Raw genomic sequence first — 20,637 nt, 5'->3', positions numbered from 1 at the left:
TCGCCCGGCCCGTCAGGAGGGCTCCCGGTCCCGCTCCACCACGCACAGTGCCCAGATGACGAAGGCGTACAGCGCGATCAGGGTCAGGGACCAGAACGGGTAGTAGGGGACGTCCAGGAAGTTCGCGACGATCGCCAGCGCCGCGATGCCCACGCCCAGCACGCGTGCCCAGGTCGCGACCACGACGAGGCCGAGGCCCACGACGAGGGCGACGGTTCCGACGGCCAGATGGATCCAGCCCCAGCTCGTCAGGTCGAACTGGAAGGTGTAGTTGCGGGTGTTGAGGAACACGTCGTCGTTCGCGACGGCCATGATGCCCCGCACGATGTCGAGGATGCCGCCCATGATGAGCAGGACGGCACCGAGCGCGGTCAGTCCGCTCGCGGCCTGCTGGACGCCCTCGGAGCGGTGGTGCTTCACAGCGGTGGTGGCCATGGCTGGGACCTCCGTCCCTGGATCGGCCGCCGGTCGCGGCCCTGCTCCTCCACGCCTACTCCGTCGTCACCCGTTCCGCGTCACCTTCTAAGGGTGATGCCGTCCGGCCGGAGACCGGGCACCTCGACGGTCGCACTGCTGCGGTGGGGTGAAGATCACAGCTCCTCGACCTCATAAGGGCGGCGAACGCTCAGTACGGTGACTGCGTGCCGAAGAGCAAGAACACGTTCTCATCCTGGTGGCGGAGTCTGACGCAGCGCGCCGTCCACGCGGGCTGGGCCTGGGTGCAGCGCACGGGCTCGGTGACGGCCGAGAGCCCCGGCCGCTTCCGCTTCGGCGCCCTCGGCGCGCACACCCGTCTGGCCTTCCCGCTCGGCACCGTCTTCGGTGAACCCTGGATCCACCTCGGCTCCCACTGCATCGTCGGCGAGCAGGTCACCCTGACGGCGGGTCTGATGCCCGACCTCGACCTCGGCCCCGAACCGATCCTCCGCATCGGCGACGGCGTGGTCCTGGGCCGTGGCAGCCATGTCATCGCCGACACCACGGTGACCATCGGCAGCGACTGCTACTTCGGGCCCTATGTGTACGTCACGTCAACGAACCACTCCTATGACGATCCGCACCAGCCGATAGGCAAGCAGTGGCCGCGCATGGAACCGGTGGAGATCGGCCCGGGCTGCTGGATCGGCACGAACGCCGTGATCCTGCCCGGTGCGAAGATCGGCCGGAACGTGGTCGTGGCCGCCGGCGCGGTGGTCCGCGGTGTCGTGCCCGACCATGCCGTGGTCGCGGGCGCGCCCGCCCGGGTCGTACGGCGCTGGACACCTGCCGACGGCTGGCAGCCGCCGCTCAGGACGCCCGCGCCGGTGCCGATCCCCGACGGCGTGACGCCGGAGCAGCTGTGCGCCCTCTCGGAACTGGACGACGAGGCGGTGGCGCGGCTCGCGGAACTGGACGCCGAGCCCTCCTGACTCAGCCCGTGGCCAGCAGCAGCGTGCCGACCAGGGCGAGGCCCGCGCCCGCCGCCTGGACCGCGCGGAGCCGTTCGTGGAGGACGCCGCGGGCGGCGAGGGCGGTCACCACCGGATACAGGGAGGCGAGCACGGCGGCCACCGTGACGGGACCGTGCTGGGCCGCCACCGAGTAGGTGCCGTTCGCCGCGACGTCCGCGAGCCCGACGAAGGCGAGGGCCGGCAGCGCGGCCCAGGGGAAGCGGCCACCGGGGAGAGCCTCGCCGCCCCGCTTCACGGAGACGTACAGGGCGACACCGCCCCCGAGCACGTTCGTCACGCGCTGCACGAACAGGGCGAGGAACAGGCCGGTGACGGTCGTCGACGCCTCCGCGATCAGCGCGAACACCGTGCCGAAACCGAGCGCCGCGATCAGCGTGAGCATGATCGCCCGGCGCTGCACGGCGGCGCCCCCGAGCTGCGGACCGCCCGCGAGCACCACACCGGTGACGGCGACGGCGATCCCGGCCACCTGCGTCAGACCGGGGCGCTCGCCGAGGAACAGGCCCACGCCGACGGGGACGGCAACACTCAGGGTCGCGAGCGGCGAGACGACCCCCATCGGACCCAGCGCGAGCGCCTTGTAGAAGGAGATCATCGCCACCGGCCCGGCGAGGCCCGCCGCGAAGGCGAACCACAGCCGCGGCCCGGCCTCGCTCCAACCGCCCGTGGCCACGACGATCGCGCCCAGCACGGCCGCCGCGATCGCCTGCGAGACGACGACCACCGTCAGGGCCGGGATGCGCCGGGTGAGCAGTCCGCCGCCGAAGTCGGCCAGGCCCCAGAGCAGGCTCGTGGCCAGGGCGAAGAATGCTGTCACGGCTCGCCTCGCAGTACAGTTCGGTGAACGATCGGGTGCACCTCACCGTAGTCCAGTGCGATGGACCCTGTCATTCAAGATATTGACCTCCCGGTCATCCAGGACAGTGACCTCCCGAGAATTGGACATTGGACGGAACGTGTCGGACCTCGACCTGCTGAACCAGTCGCTGGCGCGCAACGTCAAGCGCTGGCGCAATGAGCGCGGCTTCACCCTGGACGCGCTCGCCGCCCGGGCCGGCGTCAGCCGGGGCATGCTGATCCAGATCGAGCAGGCCCGCACCAACCCGAGCATCGGCACGGTCGTGAAGATCGGCGACGCCCTCGGCGTCAGCATCACCACCCTGCTCGACTACGAACAGGGCCCGAAGGTCCGGATCGTCCCGGCCGACCAGGTGGTCCGGCTCTGGCACACCGACGCCGGCAGCTACAGCCGGCTCCTCGCCGGCACCGAGGCGCCCGGACCGCTGGAGATGTGGGAGTGGCGGTTGATGCCGGGGGAGGGCAGCAGCTCGGATCCGCACCCCGCCGGCACGGTGGAGATCGCCCATGTCACCGAGGGCGAACTGACCCTCACCGTCGAGGGCGCCGAGTACCGCGTCCCGGCCGGTGCGAGCGTCACCTTCGAGGCCAACGCCCCGCACGCCTACGGCAATCAGGGCGAGGTCCCCACCCGGCTCGTGCTGGCGGTCTCCGTCCCGCCCGTCCCCTGATCGGGCACCGGTGGTCCTGTTAGCGTGCCGTCATGGACGCACCCATCGGACACTTCGACACCGCCCTCCCCGCCCCCGACGCCCTCGGCGAACTGACCACCCCGGTCGCCGCCGCCGTACGCGACTGGAGCGGCAGCGTCCCCGCCGAGCAGATCGTGTACGTCGACACCGATCCGCAGTGGGCCGACACCGCGGTCTTCGTCCAGCACTACGGGCAGGAGCTGCTGGAGAGGTCGGCGAACTGCGTGGTCGTCGCGGGCAAGCGGGGCGGCGGGACGACGCTGGCCGCGTGTGTGGTGCCGTCCACGACCCGGGTCGACGTCAACGGCGTGGTGCGCCGCCAACTCGGCGCCCGCAAGGCCTCGTTCGCGTCGATGGACACGGCCACGGGGGAGAGCGGCATGGAGTACGGCGGCATCACCCCGATCGGACTCCCCGCCGACTGGCCCCTGTTGATCGACTCGGCCGTCGTCGACCTGCCGTACGTCCTGGTGGGCAGCGGCCGCCGCAGGGGCAAACTGCTGGTCCCGGGCAAGGCCTTCGCCGAACTGCCGGGGGCCGTGGTGCTGGAGGGGCTCGGGGTGGCCTGACCTCGAGTACCTCAAACACCACGCCCCGGGCGCGCAAGGGGACGGTCCGACTTCAGGCCGCGGTGTGGTGCGCCAGCGCCCGGTGGGGGTCCTCCTCGCCCGGGGCCGGTGCCGGGTCCGCGTGGACCAGGGCCGCCGTCAGGCGCGGTACGGCGTGCAGCAGGGCGTGTTCCGCGTCGACGGTGATGCCGTGGGCCTGCCGTACCGTCGCCTCGCCGTCCACCACGACCGCCACCTCGGCGCGCAGCCGGTGCCCGATCCAGCGCAGCCGCAGCTCACCGACCCCGCGCACGCCCGGCACCTCCCGCAGCGCCTGCTCCGCCCGGTCCACCAGGGCCGGGTCGACGGCGTCCATCACCCGCCGGAACACCTCGCGCGCCGCGTCCCGCAGCACCAGCACGATCGCCGCCGTGATCGCCAACCCGACGACCGGGTCGGCCAGTTGCCACCCCAGTGCCGAGCCCCCCGCGCCCACCAGCACGGCCAGCGAGGTGAACCCGTCCGTACGGGCGTGCAGTCCGTCGGCGACGAGCGCGGCGGAGCCGATCGAACGGCCGACCCGGATCCGGTACCGCGCCACCCACTCGTTGCCCGCGAACCCGGCCAGCGCCGCCACCGCCACCGCCGGGACATGCTCCACGGGCCGCGGATCGAGCAGCCGGCCGACCGCAGCCCATGCCGCGAAGGCGGCCGACGCGGCGATCGTCAGCACGATCACGATCCCGGCGAGGTCCTCGGCCCGCCCGTAGCCGTAGGTGAAGCGCCGCGTCGCCGCCCGGCGCCCCAGTACGAAGGCGATCCCGAGCGGTAGGGCGGTCAGCGCGTCGGCGGCGTTGTGCACCGTGTCGCCGAGCAGCGCCACCGATCCGGACAGGACGACCACGACCGCCTGGACGAGCGCGGTCGCGCCGAGGACGGCGAGCGAGACCCAGAGGGCGCGCATGCCACGCAGCGAGGACTCCAGGGCGGAGTCCAGCTTGTCGGCGGTCTCGTGGGAGTGGGGGGTCAGCAGATGGCCCAGTCGGTGGCGCAGGTTCGCGCGCCGGTGAGGGCGCTCGTGGCCGTGACGGTGTTCGTGAGCGGACTCGTGGCCATGGTGGTGTGCGTGGTCATGGTCATGCGCGTGGTCGTGCCGGTCGCTCACGTCGGTTCCCTTCCGGTGTCGCGGGAGTGGACGCGGGACGCCCACGACGCCATTATGTGCGTATGAGCGCACGCATGCACCTATCAACTGCGCACGATGCGCATCCGCGCACCCCGGGCGAGGAGCAGTTCGCGCTCGCCGCCGAACTGCTCGCCCTGCTCGGCGACCGCACCCGCCTCACCCTGCTGCACGCCCTGACCTCGGGTGAGGCCGATGTCACGACCCTCACGGAGGCATGCGGCGCGGCCCGTCCCGCCGTGAGCCAGCATCTGGCGCGGCTGCGCCTGGCGGGCCTGGTGACCACGCGGAAGGAAGGGCGGCGGGTGATCTACTCACTGCCCGACGGGCATCTGCGGCGGCTGGTGGACGAGGCTCTGAACGTGGCCGACCACCGGCTCAGCGACCGGCCCCTGCACGACTGAGGCGGGTCACCGGGGGGTCGTGCCGAGGTACTGCTCGGCGAACGCGGCCGCCGCGGCGGGGGACTCGAAGAGGCGGCGCAGCCGGGCCAGGGTGGTGCCCGCACGGTAGGGGTCGCCGGACGACGTGCCGTGGTACACCTCCGACAGCCACTGCGAGAACTCCTGGTAGTCCCACACCCGGCCCAGGCAGGCGTCGGAGTAGCCGTTCAGGCCGCCCGGTTCGCCCTTGGTGAGGTACTCCACGAGGCCGTCGCCGAGCAGGAAGGCGTCGTGCAGGGCGAGGTTCATGCCCTTCGCCGCGATGGGGGCGGTGAGGTGGGCGGCGTCCCCGGCGAGGAGGAGACGGCCGAACACCATGGGTTCGACGACGTAGTTGTGCATGTCGAGAACGCGTTTCTCGATCAGCCGGCCCTCGGTCAGCGGGGGCCGGTCGGCCGCGCCGAGGCGTTTCTGCAACTCGGCCCAGACCCGCTCGTGGGACCAGGTGTCCGGGTCGTCGCCGGGCGGGCACTCCAGGTAGTAGCGAGTGACCTCCGGGCTGCGGGCCATGTGCCCGGCGAAGCCGCTCGGATGGACACCGAAGACCACGCAGTCGCTGGACGGCGGCGCCTCGGCGAGCAGCGCCAGCCAGCCGACGCCGTAGTCGTGCCGGGCGATCCGGGCCCGCCGCGGCAGTACGGTCCGCGTCACTCCGCGTGCCCCGTCGCAGCCGGCGACGAACTCACAGTGCACCAGCACCCGTTGTCCGGTCTCCGGGTCGAGGTAGGACACGGTCGGCCGGTCCGAGTCCAGGCCGTGCAGCTGGACCTCGCGCACGCCGAACCGTATGGCTCCGCCGCGCACGTCGGCGTACTCGCGCACGAGGTCGGTCACCAGCAACGGCTGCGGATACACGAAGTGGTGCTGCCCCGTCAGTTCCCGGTACGAGAAGCGGTGCCGCTGCCCCTCGAAGCGGAACTCGCACTCGGTGTGCAGCTGCGCGTGGTCCAACAGGTTCTCCGCGAGGCCCCGTTGCTCCAGCCCGCGCACCGCCCACTCCTCGATCACCCCGGCCCGGGGCCGCCGTTCGATGAACTCCCGGGTCTCGGTCTCCAGGACCAGACAGTCGACCGAGGCGGCCCGCAGGATGTTCCCGACGGTGAGACCGGCGGGCCCCGCGCCCACGATCACGACCGGAAAGCGCTGCGGGGAGGGCGAGTTGGCGTCCTGGGCGGGGAGAGTCACCCGAGCATTATGACGACGGCCCGCCGGCCACGGCAGGGGAGCCGCGGCCGGCGGGCCGGTCGGACAGGGAGGGGGCGGGTCAGTGCGCGGGCGCGTCCGTGACCACGACCTCCTCGATGCTGCGCTCGATCTCCTCCGGGCGGGAGGCGGTCGCCCGGGCCCAGTAGTAGATGCCGAGCGAGAACACGGCGATGATCAGGATGTCCCACCACAGACCGATGGCGCCGCTGCCGCCGAAGCCGCCCTCGGCGGAGATGAGGCCCAGGCCGATCAGGTAGACGGGCAGCCACTGGGCGGCCTTGAAGTCCATCCGCGGCGCGTCCGGCTGGTTGGTGGCGTTGGCCCACCAGGCGTAGCCGCCCAGCAGCAGATAGCCGAGGACGACCGCGATGCCCAGCCGCCACAGGGTGTCCCAGCCGGCCCAGTAGATGATCAGGTTGGCCACGATGAAGGACAGCGGCGAGATCACCTTGCCGGCCGGCAGCCGGTACGGGCGCTCGTGGTGCGGCAGCCGGTCGCTGAAGACGCCGTACGCGAGCGGCGCGCCCGCGTACATCAGGACGCTCGCCGAGGTGATGAAGCCGACCAGTTCCTGCCAGCTCGGGAACGGCAGGAAGCACACCACGCCGGTCACGAACGAGATGATCAGGCCGAACCAGGGCACGCCCCGCTTGTCGGTCTGGGCGAAGATCTTCGGCGCGTAGCCGTTCTTGGCCAGGCCGTAGGAGACACGGGAGGTGGCGGTGGTGTAGATCAGGCCGGTGCCGCCGGGGGAGATCACGGCGTCCGCGTACAGGATGAAGGCGAGCCAGCCGAGACCCACCAGGGTGGCGAGGCCGGCCCAGGGGCCGCTGATGCCCGGGAAGTCGAGGTGCGCCCAGCCCTTGGCGAAGGTGTGGTGCGGCAGCGCGGCGATGAACACGACCTGCAGGGCGACGTAGATCACGGCGCCGATCGCGACCGAGCCGAGGGTCGCCCGGGGCAGGTCCCGCTGCGGGTTGCGGCTCTCGCCGGCCAGCTGGATGGCCTGTTCGAAGCCGAGCAGCGCGAAGATGATGCCGCTCCCGCTGATCGCACTGAGCACGCCCTTGGCGCCGAACGGTGCGAAGCCCTCCGAGGTGAAGTTGCCCGTGTGGAAGTTGCCCACGGCGACGATGAAGATCGCGGCCAGCGGCACGGCGATCTTCCACCAGGTGGCGGCACTGTTGGTGTGCGCCAGGGCCCGTACGCCGAAGAAGTTGACCGCGACGAACACGGCCATGAGGGCGACGGCGACCACGAGACCGGAGAGCGTGAGGGTCTGGTCCTTGTGCTGCAGACCCTGCGCCCAGCTCCAGTGACCGGCGTAGCCGATCATCGCCTCGACCTCGATCGGCGCGACCGTCGCGGCCTGCAGCCAGGAGAACCAGCCGAAGGACAGGCCGGCCAGGCCGCCGAAGGCGTAGTGCGGATAGCGCGCCGTGCCGCCGGCCACGGGGAACATGCCACCGAGCTCGGCGTGCACGAGGGCCAGCAGGACGATGGCCACCGCGCCGATCAGCCACGAGATGATCGCCGCGGGCCCGGCCGCGACCACGGCCTTCTCGGCGCCGTACAGCCAGCCGGAACCGATGATCGAACCCACGGATGCCCACATCAGACCGATCAGTCCGACGTCCCGCCGCAGGCTGGTGGGACCCCTGGTGCCCTCTGCCGAGGTCTGCTCGACGCTCACCATATTTTCAGCGACCTCTCACAAGTTGAATAGAACTTTTCAGTGCGTGCGACGTCGCAGATTACGAATCACCGGCGGACAGCAGAAGACCCATGGTGAAGTTTTGACCAACGCCGGGTGCGTTCCTGGACGGCGCCTCAGCCGCTCTGTGCGCACGAAAAACCCCTGTGACCAGTGCAACTGTTCACAGGGGCGGGGTCGGGAGCCCGGGCCGGCTAGGCGAGGCGGGGTATCTCGATCGCGGGGCAGCGGTCCATGACCATGTCCAGTCCGGCGGCGCGGGCGCGCGCGTACGCGGGCTGGTCGATGACGTCGAGCTGGAACCAGACGGCCTTGGCACCCTTGGCGACCGCCTCGTCCGCGACCGCTCCGGCGAGGTCGCTGTTGACGAAGACGTCGACGACGTCCACGTCGAAGGGGATCTCGGCCAGGGAGGCGTAGCCCTGTTCGCCGTGGACCGTCTCCGCCTTGGGGTGCACCGGGACGACCCGCTTGCCGAAGCGCTGCAGCACCTGGGCGACGCCGTACGCCGCGCGCCGCTGGTTCGACGAGAGGCCCACCACCGCCCAGGTGTCGCCGAGTTCGGTGAGGATCCTGCGAACCGTTGCCTCGTCGCCGTACACCCGGGCCTCCCTGAGCCGTCGTGAAGTGCTGTCGCAGGCGACAACCGAAGCCCTCGCGTGGGCATTCCTGAACCCCGGCACGCCCTTCCACGACGGCGACGAGGAGCCGTCGAATCCCCCGCGCGTGTCCGGAATCCGCGCCGGATGCCTGCGCACGCGCGTGTGCCCGCCTACGCTCACCCCGTGCTGCGCATCACCGACGCCCGAACCCGCCAGTCCGTCGAGGCCGCCCCCGCCCGCAGGGGGCTGACCCGGATCGAGGCTCATGTACCGAGCTTCGACACCGGCGCCCTGCGCGTGCTGCTCGTCGCCGATCTGCTCGTCCGCGCGCTGGAGCTGGGCGGTACCCCGGCGTGGGGGGTGCTGACCGGCGAGCGGGAGCAGTCGGAGCTGCGGGCCGGGTCCGCCGCGCTCGGTGTGCGGCCGTTCGAGGACCGCCGGGACGTCGGTTCCGGACTCGGCGAGGGGCAGGTCGTCCATGTCGTCGCCGAGGGCGGCGCCTCCCCCGAAGGGCTCAGGGTCGTCGTCGCCCCGGTCGACCCGGAGGAGCCCGGCGTGACCGAGGGCGCCGATCCGACGGCGCTGCGCCTCGCCCTGATCTCCCGGCGCCACGGCGAACCCGTGCGGCTCGACCGCGCAGCCCTCGCCGACGCCCACGCCACCCTCGTACGCTGGCGGCACGCGGTCGCCGCCTGGGCGCGGCAGCCGTCACGGCCCGTCCCCGACGAGGCGCGCACCCGCCTCCGTACCGCATGGGAGGACGATCTGAACATCCCCGCCGTGCTCCAGGCACTGACCTGGGTGGAGACCTCCGCCGACCTGCCGGAGGGCGCCCGCTTCGAGACGTACGCCTATGCCGACCGGCTCCTCGGCCTCGAACTCACCCGCGACCTGGGGTCCCCGTCGTGATCGCGCGCGCCGGAGCCGGTCCGCTGCGCCGCCTCGTGGTGCTGCGGCACGCCAAGTCGGCCTGGCCGGACGGCGTCCCCGACCACGAGCGCCCCCTCGCGCCGCGCGGCAGACGTGACGCGCCCGCGGCCGGCCGCGCACTGGTCGAGGCGGACTGCCTGCCCGACCTCGCCCTGTGCTCCACCGCCGTACGCGCCCGCCAGACCTGGGAGCTGGCCTCGGCCCAGTGGGGCACACCGCCGCCCGTACGGCGTGACCCGCGGCTGTACGCCGCCGATGCCACCGATCTGCTGGGGGTCGTGCACGAGGTGTCGCCCGAGGTGGAGACGCTGCTGCTGATCGGGCACAACCCCGGCCTTGAGGACCTGGTCCTGGAACTCGCCGGGGACAGCCTGGACGACGCGCTGGACGAGGTACGGACGAAGTTCCCCACCTCGGCGATCGCCGTACTGGCCTGGCACGGCACCAGCTGGCGGGCCCTCGCCCCCGGCACCGCGCTGCTGACCGGGGTGATCGTGGCGCGTGGCAAGAAGGACCGCTGATCACCGGCGACGACATCGGGGGCAGGTACCAGCCTGCGCGTCGGCGCCCAGGTAGCGTCACTCGTCTACCGGAACGGGTGGGGTGGAACCGTGGTCGATGTCGTGCGTGTCATGGAGGCGCTGGCCGAGCAGGGCGTCACGGTGCTGTTCAAGGCGGATGCGGAGCGTATGCGTGACGGAGTGCGGCCGTGGACCTTCGTCGCGAGCGGTGCTCCCTTCCACCAGAACCTGCTCGTGCGTACCGATGCCGCCTCGGTGGAAGCGTGTCTGGAGATCTGCCTGCCGCAGTTGCGCGAGCGCGGACTGGTCGTCCCTGGGTGACGACCCGGTTGACTAGGCTGACCGGATGCAGGACGAGTACCGCACCGTCGCGCGCGCGGGTGTGCATGAGATCGAGGTCAACCGGTCGCGCTTTCTGTGCGCGCTCGCTCCGGCGGGCAGCGAAAAGGAGGCGCAGGACTTCATCGCCGCCGTCCGCAAGGAGCACGCGGACGCCACCCACAACTGCTGGGCCTACGTCATCGGCGCCGACGCCTCCGTCCAGAAGGCGAGCGACGACGGCGAACCGGGCGGCACCGCCGGCGTCCCCATGCTGCAGATGCTGCTGCGCCGCGAGATGCGGTACGTCGTCGCCGTCGTCACCCGCTACTACGGCGGCGTCAAACTCGGTGCGGGCGGCCTCATCAGGGCGTACGGCGGCGTGGTCGGCGAGGCCCTGGACACCCTCGGCACCCTCACCCGCCGTCGCTTCCGGCTCGCCACGGTGACCGTCGACCACCAGCGCGCCGGCAAGGTCCAGAACGACCTGCGGTCCACGGGACGCGAGGTGCGGGACGTGCGCTACGGCGAGGCGGTCACCATCGAGATCGGCCTTCCGGACGCCGACGTGGACGCCTTCCGCGCATGGCTGGCCGACGCCACGGCCGGGACGGCGGGCTTCGAACTCGGCGGAGAGGCCTACGGAGACGCCTGACGTACGTACGGGACGAAACGGCTTTAACGGATAGGAACAGTACGGTTCATGACGGGCCGATACGGGAGTAACCACCCGTGATGTCGGACCCGGCCGTTAGTCTCGGGGATCATGAGACTGCTGCACACTTCCGACTGGCATCTCGGCCGGGCGTTCCACCGGGTGAACATGCTCGGTGCCCAGGCCGAGTTCATCGGCCACCTCGTCACGGCCGTGCGCGAGCACGCCGTGGACGCCGTGGTCGTGTCGGGAGACGTGTACGACCGCGCGGTGCCGCCGCTCGCCGCGGTCGAGCTGTTCGACGACGCCCTGCACCGCCTCGCCGACCTCGGCGTGCCGACCGTGATGATCTCCGGCAACCACGACTCGGCCCGCCGCCTCGGCGTCGGCGCCGGACTCATCGGACGCGCCGGTATCCATCTGCGCACCGAGCCCGCGGCCGGCGCAACGCCGGTGGTCCTGGCGGACGAGCACGGGGACGTGGCCTTCTACGGTCTGCCCTACCTCGAACCCGCCCTGGTGAAGGAGGAGTTCGGCGTCGAGAAGGCGGGACACGAGGCGGTGCTCGCCGCCGCCATGGAGCGCGTCCGTGCCGACCTCGCCACCCGCGCGCGCGGCACGCGCTCCGTCGTCCTCGCCCACGCCTTCGTCACCGGCGGCGAGGCCAGCGACAGCGAGCGCGACATCACCGTCGGCGGGGTCGCCGCCGTACCCGCCGGTGTCTTCGACGGCGTCGACTACACGGCCCTCGGCCATCTGCACGGCTGCCAGACCATCACCGAGCGCGTCCGTTACTCCGGCTCCCCGCTGGCGTACTCCTTCTCCGAGGCCGACCACCGCAAGACGATGTGGCTCGTCGACCTCGACGCCCACGGCGCCGTCACCGCCGAGCGCATCGACTGCCCGGTGCCGCGCCCGCTGGCCCGCATGCGCGGCCCGCTGGAGGATCTGCTCGCCGACCCGGACCTCACCCGGCACGAGGACGCCTGGGTCGAGGCCACCCTGACCGACGCGGTCCGCCCCGCCGACCCCATGGCCCGGCTCACCGAGCGCTTCCCGCACACCCTGAGCCTCGTCTTCGAGCCCGAGCGGGCGCCGGACGACCCAGACGTCTCCTACGCCCGGCGCCTCGCCGGCCGCAGCGACCAGGAGATCGCCGAGGACTTCGTCGCCCATGTGCGCGGCGCCGGACCCGACGAGCGCGAACAGGCCGTGCTGCGGAACGCCTTCGACGCGGTACGCGCCGACGAGGCCGTGCGGGAGGTGGCACGGTGAGGCTGCACCGGCTGGACATCACGGCCTTCGGACCCTTCGGGGCCGCCCAGTCCGTCGACTTCGACGAACTCTCGGCCGCCGGCCTGTTCCTGCTGCACGGCCCGACCGGGGCCGGCAAGACGTCGGTTCTGGACGCCGTTTGCTACGCCCTCTACGGGACGGTCCCGGGAGCCCGCCAGAGCGGTCAGGGCCTGACCCTGCGCAGTGATCACGCGGCGACGGCCACCCGCACCGAGGTCACCCTCGAACTGACCGTCGCCGGACGCCGGTTGGCGGTCACCCGGCAGCCGCCCTGGGAGCGGCCCAAGAAGCGCGGCTCCGGCACGACGCTGGAGAAGGCGCAGAGCTGGCTGCGCGAGTACGACACCACGACGGCCGCATGGAAGGACCTCAGCCGTTCCCACCAGGAGATCGGCGAGGAGATCACCCAGCTGCTCGGTATGAGCCGCGAGCAGTTCTGCCAGGTCGTGCTGTTGCCCCAGGGCGACTTCGCCCGCTTCCTGCGCGCCGACGCCGAGGCGCGCGGCAAGCTCCTCGGCCGCCTCTTCGACACCCACCGCTTCGCCGAGGTGGAGAAGCGTCTCGCCGAGCGACGGCGTGCCGCGGAGGCCCGGGTACGCGAGGGCGACGCCGAACTGCTGGCCGACGCGCACCGCATGCAGCAGGCCGCGGGCGGTTCGATGGAACTGCCCGAACTCACGCCGGGGGAACCGGGGTTGGCGGAAGCCGTCATCGCGGCCGCCGCCGTCGCCCGCACCACCGCCCGCGAACAACTCACGATCGCCCACCTCCGCCTCACCTCCGCGGAGTCGGCCCACGCGGCAGCCGAGCGAGTGCTGGACGACGCGCGCGAACTGGACCGGCTGCAGCGTCGGTTCACCGAGGCACGCGAGCGTGCCGGGCGGCTGGAGGAGCGCGCCGACGCCCACCGGGAGGCCCAGGCGCGCATGGAACGCTCCCGCAAGGCCGAAGCGGTGGCACCGGCGCTGGACCTCCGGGAGGCCACGGACGCCGAGCACCGCAGGGCGGCGGAGGCGGAGGCACGCGCGCGTGCGCTGCTGCGGAACATCCTGGAGCCGGCGGAAGGACTCACCGACGCCGGTGCCGTCGGTCTCGCCGCCGCCGCTCGCCGTGCCGCCGAGGAACTGGGTGGTCTGGAGTCCGCGCGACGAGCCGAACAGCGGCTGGCCGAGCTGCTGAAGGAGCGGGAGGGGCTGGAGCGGCAGGAGCGGGCCGACGAGGACGTCCTGCAGGAGGCCGAGGCATGGCTCGCCGGGTGGGACCGGACGCGCACGGCACTCCGGGGTGGTGTCGAGTCCGCGCAGGAAGCCGCCACCCGGGCCGAACAGCTGGCGGTGCAGCGCGACCCCGCCCGCAGGCGCCTCGCCGCCGCCCGGCAGCGCGACCAGCTCGGCCGGGACGTCGACGACGCCCAGCGGCAGGTGCTGGCCGCCACGGAGTCCGCGCAGAAGGCGCGCGCCGAATGGCTCGATGTGAAGGAACAGCGGCTGAACGGCATCGCCGCCGAGCTGGCCGCCCAGCTCACGGACGGTGCGCCCTGCGCGGTCTGTGGCGCTGTCGAACATCCCGCGCCCGCCCGCATGGACGCCGGGCACGTCGGCCGGGAGACCGAGGAGCGTGCCCTCGCCGCCTACCAGCACGCCGACGAACAGCGCACCGAGGCCGAGCGGCGCCTGGGTGTCGTACAGCGCGCCCTGGCCGCCGCCCAGGGCGAGGCCGGCGACACCCCCACCGAGCAACTGGCCCTCCAGGCCGATGAGTTGGAGCGGCAGTACACGGAGGCCCGCGCCGGAGCCTCCGCGCTGTCCAGCGCTCACGAACAGCTGCGGCAGGCCGAGCAGGAACGCGACCGGCGTGTCTCCGCCCAGCAGGACGCCGCCGTACGCGCCGCCTCCCGGGTCGCCCGCCGGGACACCCTCGACCAGGAACGGGCCGCTCTGGAGGCGGAGTTGACGCAGGCCCGCGGTGCCGCCGGGAGCGTCGCCGCCCGCGCCGCCCAGCTCGAACGCCGGGCCGCCCTGCTCACCGACGCCGCCGACACCGCCCGCGCCGCCGAGGACACCGCCCAACGGCTCAAGGACGCGGACGCCCGGCTCGCCGACGCCGCTTTCCGGGCCGGCTTCGAGACCCCGCAGGCGGCGGCCGCCGCGCTCCTCGACGACCACGCCCACCGCGAGCTGCAACGCCGCCTGGACGCCTGGCAGTCCGAGGAGGCCGGCGTACGCGCCGTCCTCGCCGAGGCCGACACCGCGGCCGCCGCCCAGCAGCCGCCCGCCGACCTCGCCTCGGCGGAACGGGCCGCCGGGTCCGCGAGGCCGCCTCCGCGCGCGACGCGGCGGCCCGCCGCTGCACCGAACTCGACCGACTCTCCGCTCGCTCGGCCGCGGGGCTGCGCCGGCTCGCCCCGCTGCGGGAGGAGTACGACCGGGTGGCCCGTCTCGCCTCCCTCACCGCCGGCACCTCCGCGGAGAACGACCGCAAGATGCGCCTGGAGTCGTATGTGCTGGCGGCCCGCCTGGAGCAGGTCGCCGCCGCGGCGACGGTGCGGCTGCAGCGCATGTCGTCCGGCCGCTACACCCTCGTCCACTCCGACGACCGCACCGGACGCGGCCGCAGCGGTCTCGGTCTGCACGTCGTCGACGCGTGGACCGGTCGGGAGCGGGACACCTCCACGCTGTCCGGCGGCGAGACGTTCTTCGCCTCGCTCGCCCTCGCCCTCGGGCTCGCGGACGTCGTCACGGACGAGGCCGGCGGGGTCCGCCTGGACACCCTCTTCATCGACGAGGGCTTCGGCAGCCTGGACGACCAGACCCTGGACGAGGTGCTGGACGTGCTCGACTCACTGCGCGAACGAGACCGCAGCGTCGGCATCGTCAGCCATGTCGCCGACCTGCGGCGGCGTATCCACGCCCAGTTGGAGGTGGTGAAGGGCAGATCGGGGTCGACGCTGCGGCAGCGCGGTCACTGACCGAGCGCGCGGCGCGGCAGCGGCGAGGAGTACACGACGCTCGTCGTCACCGAGCCGAGGGTGCCGATCTTCCCCGACACCTCCTCCAGGTGGCGCATGGAGCGGGCGGCGACCTTGATGACGAAGCAGTCGTCGCCGGTGACATGGTGCGCCTCGAGGATCTCCGGCGTCACGGCGACCAGATCGTGGAACGGTTTGTAGTTGCCGTTGGGGTACCGCAGGCGCACGAACGCCAGGATCGGCAGCCCCAGCCGCTCCGGGTCCACCACGGCCGCGTATCCCTGGATGACACCCGCCTCCTCCAGCCGCCGCACCCGCTCGGTGACGGCGCTCGGCGACATGGAGACGGCCCGCGCCAGCTCGGCGTAGCTGGCCCGTCCCTCCCGCTGCAGGGCGTCCAGGATGCGCCAATCGGTGGCGTCCGGGGAATACGCGGTCATCTCCGATGGATAGCAGGGGAATCCCCGGCGAATCAAGGGATGCGCCGGGGAACCGCACTTCAGAGGGCGGACGTCCGCTCGTAGATTTCAGGCATGACCACCGACACCGCGAACCCCGTCCTCCGGGTCGCCCCCGCCGCCCCGGCGCAGGCCGCCGCCTACTTCCGCGCGAGCCTCGCCTTCCACGCCGACGTCTCCGACGTGGCCGCCGCGCTGGCAGCCGACGGCGGTCCCGGCTTCGTCCTCGTGGACTCCCGCTCCACCGAGTCCTGGGCCCAGGGCCACATCCCCGGCGCGCTCCACCTGCCCACCGCGCTCATCCCCGAACGGGCCGAGCTGCTCCTCGACAGGTCCGTGCCGGTCGTCGCGTACTGCTGGGGCCCGGGCTGCAACGGCGCCACCCGCGCCGCGCTCGCCCTCGCCGAACTCGGCTACCAGGTCAAGGAGATGCTCGGCGGCTTCGAGTACTGGGCGCGGGAGGGCTTCGCGTACGAGACCGGAGGGGGCGGGGAGCGCCGGGCGGCGGACCCGCTGACGGCGCCGGTGCGGGGCGGAGAGCCAGTGCTATGTCACATGCCACGGCCCGCGGCGCCGACCCCGACCGACTGCGGTTGCTGACCCCCGACCGTCCCGGGCGACTGTGACGGATGGGGGGAGTGCCCCCTCCGTGCGCGACCGCTGCGGGTGCCTCGGTGCGGGACCGCTGCGGGTGGCCCTCCGGTCGCGCCGGAGCGGGTGACCCAGTGCGTGGCTGCTGCGACCGCCCCACGAACGTGCTCGCTGTGAACGACCCCCTGCGTGCGCGGCCGCAGAGGGTGCCCCCGAGCGCGGCTGCAGCGAGTGCTCCCGAGCGCGGCTGCAGCGAGTGCTCCCGAGCGCGGCTGCAGCGAGTGCAGCCCCCGAGTGTGGCGGGTGCGAGTGACCCCAGAGCGCGACCGCCACGGGTGCCCCCTGAGCGTGCCGCGGCGGGTGACCCGGTGCACGACCGTGGCGAGTCACCGCTGAACGCGCCACGGCGGAGTGACCCCAGAGCGCGACCGCTGCCTGTGACCCCCTGCGTGGGCGACCGCTGGGGGTGCCCCCTGAGCGTGCCGCGGCGGGTGACCCGGTGCACGAGCGTGGCGAGTCACCCCTGAACGCGCCACGGCGAGTGATCCCGAGCGCGGTGGCTGCGAGTGACCCCAGAGCGCGACCGCTGCCCGTGACCCCCTGCGTGGGCGACCGCTGGGGGTGCCCCCTGAGCGTGCCGCGGCGGGTGACCCGGTGCACGACCGTGGCGAGTCACCGCTGAACGCGCCACGGCGGAGTGACCCCGAGTGCGCCGGTGCGAGTGATCCCAGAGCGCGACCGCCACGGGTGTTCCCGAGCGTGCCGCGGCGGGTGACCCGGTGCAGGACCCCGGCGCGTCACCCCCGAGCGCGCCGCGGCGAGTACCCCTGTGCGACCGCGGCGGGTGACCCCGTACGCGACCGCGGCGAGTCACCCCCCGTCGTGCCCCGGCGAGTGCCCCGCGCGCGGCCGCCGGTAGTGACCCCAGAGCGCGATCGCCGCCAGCGTCCCCGAGCGCGATCGCCGCCAGTGACCCTGCGCGTGGCCGCCGCGAGTAGCCGCTGCGGAGGCTTCGCGGATGACGAACACCGGCGATCCTCGTACACGCCCCCGGCGTGTACGGTTCTGCGCCATGGTGCGATACGCGGATCCCGGAACGCTGGAGTGGGTCGAGTCGGGCGGGGGCCCGCTCATAGCCGTGCCGGAGACGGTGCTGCCGTTCTGGGCGGGCGCCGACGGCGAGGAGGCCGCCTCCGACTACGACCGCGCCTGCGAGGTCGACGGCGTGGTGGGACTGCTCCGGGTCGGTGACTCGGCCGCCCTCGTCCTCGGCGATGAACCGGCCTCGACCGCCTATCTGCCCGAGCACGCGGCCTTCGTGCGCTGGTGCGCCGCCAACTCCGAGGACGAACTCCTGGCCGGCGTCCCGGCCGCCCTCGCCACCGCGGACTGGAAGGACGAGGTGAGCTGGGACGTGCCGGGCACCGTCGTCCTGTTCGACTCCGCCTGGCCGGGCAGCGAGACGGAGCGGACGGAGAGCCTGAAGGTCGCACTCGAACCGGGCCGCTACGCGGTCCGCGCGGCCAACGTCCAGCCGGGGCCCGAGACCTGGCTGGGCCTCGTACAACTGCGGCGGATCGAGAAGGGCTGACAGCGGCGGCCCAAATCCACGTGCGGTCCGCGGGCAACGTCCGGATCATGGTGGCCCATGCCCCCACTTCCGCAGCCCGCCCCCGAAGACCTGCGCCGTGACCCCCTGCCGCTGCACGGCCGCACCGCCCTGGTCACCGGCGCCAGCAGACGCGACGGCATCGGACATGCCGTCGCCCGGCGGCTGGCGGCGTACGGCGCGAGCGTCTATCTCCACCACCACGTGCCGCACGACGCAGCCATGCCCTGGGGCGCCGACCGGCCCGAGGACGTCCTCGCCTCCGTGCGCTCCGCGCTCGGCGATCCCGAGGCGCGGGTCCTCGCGGGCCCCGGCGACCTCACCGACCCCGCCGCGCCCGCCGAGTTGATCGCGACGGCGGCGTGCGCGCTCGGCGGTCGGCTCGACATCCTCGTCGCCAACCACGCCCTCAGCGGCAGCGACGGCACCCTCGACACGATCGACGCCGCGATGCTGGACGCGCACTGGGCGGTCGACACCCGTTCCGTGCTGCTCCTCGTCCAGGCGTACGCCCGTCTGCGGGGTCAACTCCCCCCGCGCACACCCGGCGGACGCGTCGTGATGATGACCTCCGGGCAGGACCTCGCGGGCGGTATGCCCGGCGAGATCGCCTACGCCCTGCAGAAGGGCGCGCTCGCCTCCGTCACCCGCTCCCTGTCGACGACGCTCGCCGAGCACGCGATCACGGTGAACACCGTCAACCCCGGCCCCGTGGACACCGGTTACGCGACCGGCGAGGTCCACGAGGCCGTCGCCGCCCGCTTCCCAGCCGGCCGCTGGGGCTTGCCCGACGACCCGGCCCGCCTCATCGCGTGGCTGGCCACGGACGAGGCGGACTGGATCACCGGTGAGGTCGTCAACTCGGAAGGGGGCTGGCGGCGTTGATCACAGACCGGCCAGCTCGTCCACCAGGTCGTCAAGGCCCAGCGAGCCCTGCGAGAGCGCTGCCATGTGCCAGGTCTTGAGGTCGAAGGCGTCGCCCTTGCGCTCACGCGCCTTCTCCCGGCCCAGCAGCCAGGCGCGTTCGCCCAGCTTGTAGCCGATGGCCTGGCCCGGCATGGACAGGTAGCGGGTCAGCTCGCTCTCCACGAAGTCCGCGGGACGGCTGCTGTGCGAGCCGAAGAACTCCTGCGCCAGCGCGGGCGTCCAGCGCTCCCCGGGGTGGAAGGGGGAGTCGCCCGGGATTGTCAGCTCCAGGTGCATGCCGATGTCGATGATCACACGGGCGGCCCGCATCATCTGCGCGTCCAGGTAACCGAGCCGGCGCTCCGGGTCGGTGAGGAAGCCCAGCTCGTCCATCAGCCGCTCCGCGTACAGCGCCCAGCCCTCGGCGTTGGCGCTGACCATGCCCACGCCGGCCTGGTAGCGGGAGAGGTCCGCGGCGACGTGCTTCCACTGCGCCAGCTGGAGGTGGTGACCGGGCACGCCCTCGTGGTACCAGGTGGACACCAGGTCGTAGACGGGGAAGCGGGTCTGGCCCATGGTGGGCAGCCAGGTGCACCCGGGGCGTGTGAAGTCGTCCGACGGAGGCGTGTAGTACGGCGCCGCCGCGCTGCCGGGAGGGGCGATCCGGGACTCGACCCGCCGTACCCGTTCGGCCAGGTCGAAGTGGGTGCCGTCCAGCTTCTCGATCGCCTCGTCCATCAGGGACTGCAGCCAGCGCTGGACCTCCTCGACGCCCTCGATGTGCGTGCCGTGCCGATCCAGGTGGGCGAGTGCCACCCATGGGGTCTCGGCGCCGGGCAGGATCTTCTCGGCCTCGGTCCGCATCTCGCCCAGCAGCCGGTGGTACTCGGACCAGCCGTACGCGTACGCCTCGTCGAGGTCGAGGTCGGTGCCGTTGAAGTAGCGGACCCAGCGGGCGTACCGCTCGCGGCCCACCACGTCCGGCGCGCCCTCGACCGCCGGGGCGTACACGTCCCGTACCCAGTCGCGCAGGGCGACGACGGCCTCGTCGGCCGATCGGGCCGCCGCGTCCAGCTCGGACCGGAGTGCCTCGGGCCCCGAGGCCGCGTACTGCTCGAACCAGCCGTGCCCCGCGCCGTCCGCGTCGGCCCACTGGCCGAGCTGCTGGACGAAGGTGGCGGTGGCCCGGGGTCCGCCGTACAGCTTCTTCTCCAGCCCGAGGGCCAGGGACTCGCGGTAGCCCGCCAGCGCGGCCGGCACCGCGCGCAGCCGCTCGGCGATCGCGGCCCAGTCCTCCTGCGACTGCGCCGGCGTCACGGTGAACACCTGCCGGACCGCGTGCGCGGGGGAGCTGAGGTTGCTGACGGCGCGCAGGCCCTCCTCGGCCTCGTGCACGGCGAGCCCGGCGGTCAGCCGCTCGCGCAGCAGACGCGCGCACCGGCGCTCGATGTCACTGTCCGCGCCGGGCAGCCGCTCCGCCTCGGCGAGCCGGAGCAGGGTCGTGCGCGACAGCTCCGCCTGGGCCTCCTCACCCGCGGGCGACAGGTCGGGCAGCCTGCTGGAACTCTCCTTCACGCCGAGGAAGGTGCCGGTGATCGGATCGAGGGCGACGAGGTCGTCGACGTAGGCGTCGGCGACCTCACGGGGCAGCGGGCTCTTGATCTCAGACATGGGCCCATCCTCGTACG

20 protein-coding genes and 1 pseudogene are annotated in these 20,637 nt (G+C 72.8%); 13 read left to right on the top strand and 8 right to left on the bottom strand.

Translation table 11 applies throughout. From position 1 onward, the window contains the following. Positions 1–12 precede the first annotated feature (12 nt). Entirely contained in the window at positions 13–435 is a 423-nt protein-coding gene (locus tag ABZ453_RS04925; RefSeq protein ID WP_358604539.1) for a hypothetical protein, read from the bottom strand. A 206-nt stretch (positions 436–641) separates the two neighbouring features. Between ABZ453_RS04925 and ABZ453_RS04920 the strand changes: the two genes are divergently transcribed. Next, complete coding sequence (locus tag ABZ453_RS04920; protein WP_359011608.1) at positions 642–1,409, top strand: acyltransferase; 768 nt, start codon at positions 642–644, stop codon at positions 1,407–1,409. Between the two features lies 1 nt (position 1,410). Here ABZ453_RS04920 and ABZ453_RS04915 read toward each other — a convergent pair whose 3' ends face one another. After that, positions 1,411–2,268, bottom strand: a complete 858-nt coding sequence (locus ABZ453_RS04915; protein WP_359011606.1) for a DMT family transporter — start codon at positions 2,266–2,268, stop codon at positions 1,411–1,413. A 139-nt stretch (positions 2,269–2,407) separates the two neighbouring features. Here ABZ453_RS04915 and ABZ453_RS04910 point away from each other — a divergent pair, with 139 nt between their 5' ends. After that, on the top strand, positions 2,408–2,980 hold the full coding sequence (locus tag ABZ453_RS04910; protein ID WP_133047545.1) for an XRE family transcriptional regulator: 573 nt from the start codon (positions 2,408–2,410) through the stop codon (positions 2,978–2,980). Between the two features lie 32 nt (positions 2,981–3,012). Continuing rightward, positions 3,013–3,570 carry a YbaK/EbsC family protein gene (locus tag ABZ453_RS04905; RefSeq protein WP_359011604.1) on the top strand — a complete coding sequence of 186 codons (558 nt, stop codon included), beginning with the start codon at positions 3,013–3,015 and terminating at the stop codon, positions 3,568–3,570. A gap of 52 nt (positions 3,571–3,622) precedes the next feature. Here the strand turns inward: ABZ453_RS04905 and ABZ453_RS04900 are convergent, their stop codons facing one another. Continuing rightward, the gene (locus tag ABZ453_RS04900; protein WP_359011602.1) at positions 3,623–4,714 is read right to left on the bottom strand and encodes a cation diffusion facilitator family transporter; all 1,092 of its coding nucleotides are present in this window, start codon (positions 4,712–4,714) and stop codon (positions 3,623–3,625) included. Positions 4,715–4,776: 62 nt separating this feature from the next. On the opposite strand from ABZ453_RS04900, the gene ABZ453_RS04895 reads away from it, so the two are divergent. Next, positions 4,777–5,136, top strand: coding sequence for a metalloregulator ArsR/SmtB family transcription factor (locus tag ABZ453_RS04895; RefSeq protein WP_165955046.1), 360 nt, complete (start codon positions 4,777–4,779; stop codon positions 5,134–5,136). A gap of 6 nt (positions 5,137–5,142) precedes the next feature. Here ABZ453_RS04895 and ABZ453_RS04890 read toward each other — a convergent pair whose 3' ends face one another. The 3 genes from ABZ453_RS04890 to ABZ453_RS04880 form a co-directional block, all read right to left on the bottom strand. After that, on the bottom strand, positions 5,143–6,360 hold the full coding sequence (locus tag ABZ453_RS04890; RefSeq protein WP_359011599.1) for a 4-hydroxybenzoate 3-monooxygenase: 1,218 nt from the start codon (positions 6,358–6,360) through the stop codon (positions 5,143–5,145). A 79-nt stretch (positions 6,361–6,439) separates the two neighbouring features. After that, positions 6,440–8,077, bottom strand: a complete 1,638-nt coding sequence (locus ABZ453_RS04885) for an APC family permease (RefSeq protein ID WP_359011597.1) — start codon at positions 8,075–8,077, stop codon at positions 6,440–6,442. Positions 8,078–8,289: 212 nt separating this feature from the next. Continuing rightward, complete coding sequence (locus tag ABZ453_RS04880) at positions 8,290–8,697, bottom strand: CoA-binding protein (protein ID WP_359011595.1); 408 nt, start codon at positions 8,695–8,697, stop codon at positions 8,290–8,292. Positions 8,698–8,841: 144 nt separating this feature from the next. Between ABZ453_RS04880 and ABZ453_RS04875 the strand changes: the two genes are divergently transcribed. The 6 genes and pseudogenes from ABZ453_RS04875 (at position 8,842) to ABZ453_RS04850 (ending at position 15,385) form a co-directional block, all read left to right on the top strand. Next, the gene (locus ABZ453_RS04875; protein WP_359011593.1) at positions 8,842–9,606 is read left to right on the top strand and encodes a hypothetical protein; all 765 of its coding nucleotides are present in this window, start codon (positions 8,842–8,844) and stop codon (positions 9,604–9,606) included. Next, positions 9,603–10,148 carry a histidine phosphatase family protein gene (locus ABZ453_RS04870; protein WP_359011591.1) on the top strand — a complete coding sequence of 182 codons (546 nt, stop codon included), beginning with the start codon at positions 9,603–9,605 and terminating at the stop codon, positions 10,146–10,148. Before ABZ453_RS04875 ends, ABZ453_RS04870 begins: the two co-directional genes overlap by 4 nt. Positions 10,149–10,238: 90 nt before the next feature. Further along, a complete protein-coding gene (locus tag ABZ453_RS04865; RefSeq protein ID WP_359011589.1) occupies positions 10,239–10,469 on the top strand; it encodes a hypothetical protein in 231 nt (76 codons plus the stop codon). A 25-nt stretch (positions 10,470–10,494) separates the two neighbouring features. Further along, positions 10,495–11,121, top strand: coding sequence for a YigZ family protein (locus ABZ453_RS04860; protein WP_359011587.1), 627 nt, complete (start codon positions 10,495–10,497; stop codon positions 11,119–11,121). Between the two features lie 111 nt (positions 11,122–11,232). Continuing rightward, positions 11,233–12,396, top strand: a complete 1,164-nt coding sequence (locus tag ABZ453_RS04855) for an exonuclease SbcCD subunit D (RefSeq protein WP_359011585.1) — start codon at positions 11,233–11,235, stop codon at positions 12,394–12,396. Continuing rightward, positions 12,393–15,385, top strand: a pseudogene (locus ABZ453_RS04850) (SMC family ATPase). Before ABZ453_RS04855 ends, ABZ453_RS04850 begins: the two are co-directional and overlap by 4 nt. On the opposite strand, the gene ABZ453_RS04845 reads toward ABZ453_RS04850, so the two are convergent. Then, a complete protein-coding gene (locus ABZ453_RS04845) occupies positions 15,379–15,825 on the bottom strand; it encodes an Lrp/AsnC family transcriptional regulator (RefSeq protein ID WP_359011583.1) in 447 nt (148 codons plus the stop codon). The pseudogene ABZ453_RS04850 and the gene ABZ453_RS04845 sit on opposite strands and share 7 nt — an antisense overlap. Positions 15,826–15,918: 93 nt before the next feature. Here ABZ453_RS04845 and ABZ453_RS04840 point away from each other — a divergent pair, with 93 nt between their 5' ends. The 3 genes from ABZ453_RS04840 (at position 15,919) to ABZ453_RS04830 (ending at position 18,928) form a co-directional block, all read left to right on the top strand. After that, on the top strand, positions 15,919–16,443 hold the full coding sequence (locus tag ABZ453_RS04840) for a rhodanese-like domain-containing protein (RefSeq protein ID WP_359011581.1): 525 nt from the start codon (positions 15,919–15,921) through the stop codon (positions 16,441–16,443). Positions 16,444–17,506: 1,063 nt separating this feature from the next. Then, the gene (locus ABZ453_RS04835) at positions 17,507–18,025 is read left to right on the top strand and encodes an immunity 21 family protein (protein ID WP_359011579.1); all 519 of its coding nucleotides are present in this window, start codon (positions 17,507–17,509) and stop codon (positions 18,023–18,025) included. Positions 18,026–18,082: 57 nt separating this feature from the next. Continuing rightward, the gene (locus tag ABZ453_RS04830; RefSeq protein WP_359011577.1) at positions 18,083–18,928 is read left to right on the top strand and encodes an SDR family oxidoreductase; all 846 of its coding nucleotides are present in this window, start codon (positions 18,083–18,085) and stop codon (positions 18,926–18,928) included. Here the strand turns inward: ABZ453_RS04830 and ABZ453_RS04825 are convergent, their stop codons facing one another. Next, positions 18,929–20,620 carry a DUF885 domain-containing protein gene (locus ABZ453_RS04825; protein ID WP_359011575.1) on the bottom strand — a complete coding sequence of 564 codons (1,692 nt, stop codon included), beginning with the start codon at positions 20,618–20,620 and terminating at the stop codon, positions 18,929–18,931. Between the last annotated feature and the right edge of the window lie 17 nt (positions 20,621–20,637).

It is taken from the genome of Streptomyces sp. NPDC005799, from assembly GCF_040630525.1.
Taxonomy (GTDB): Bacteria; Actinomycetota; Actinomycetes; order Streptomycetales; family Streptomycetaceae; genus Streptomyces; species Streptomyces griseorubiginosus_B.
This window is presented reverse-complemented; position numbering and strand designations above follow the sequence as displayed.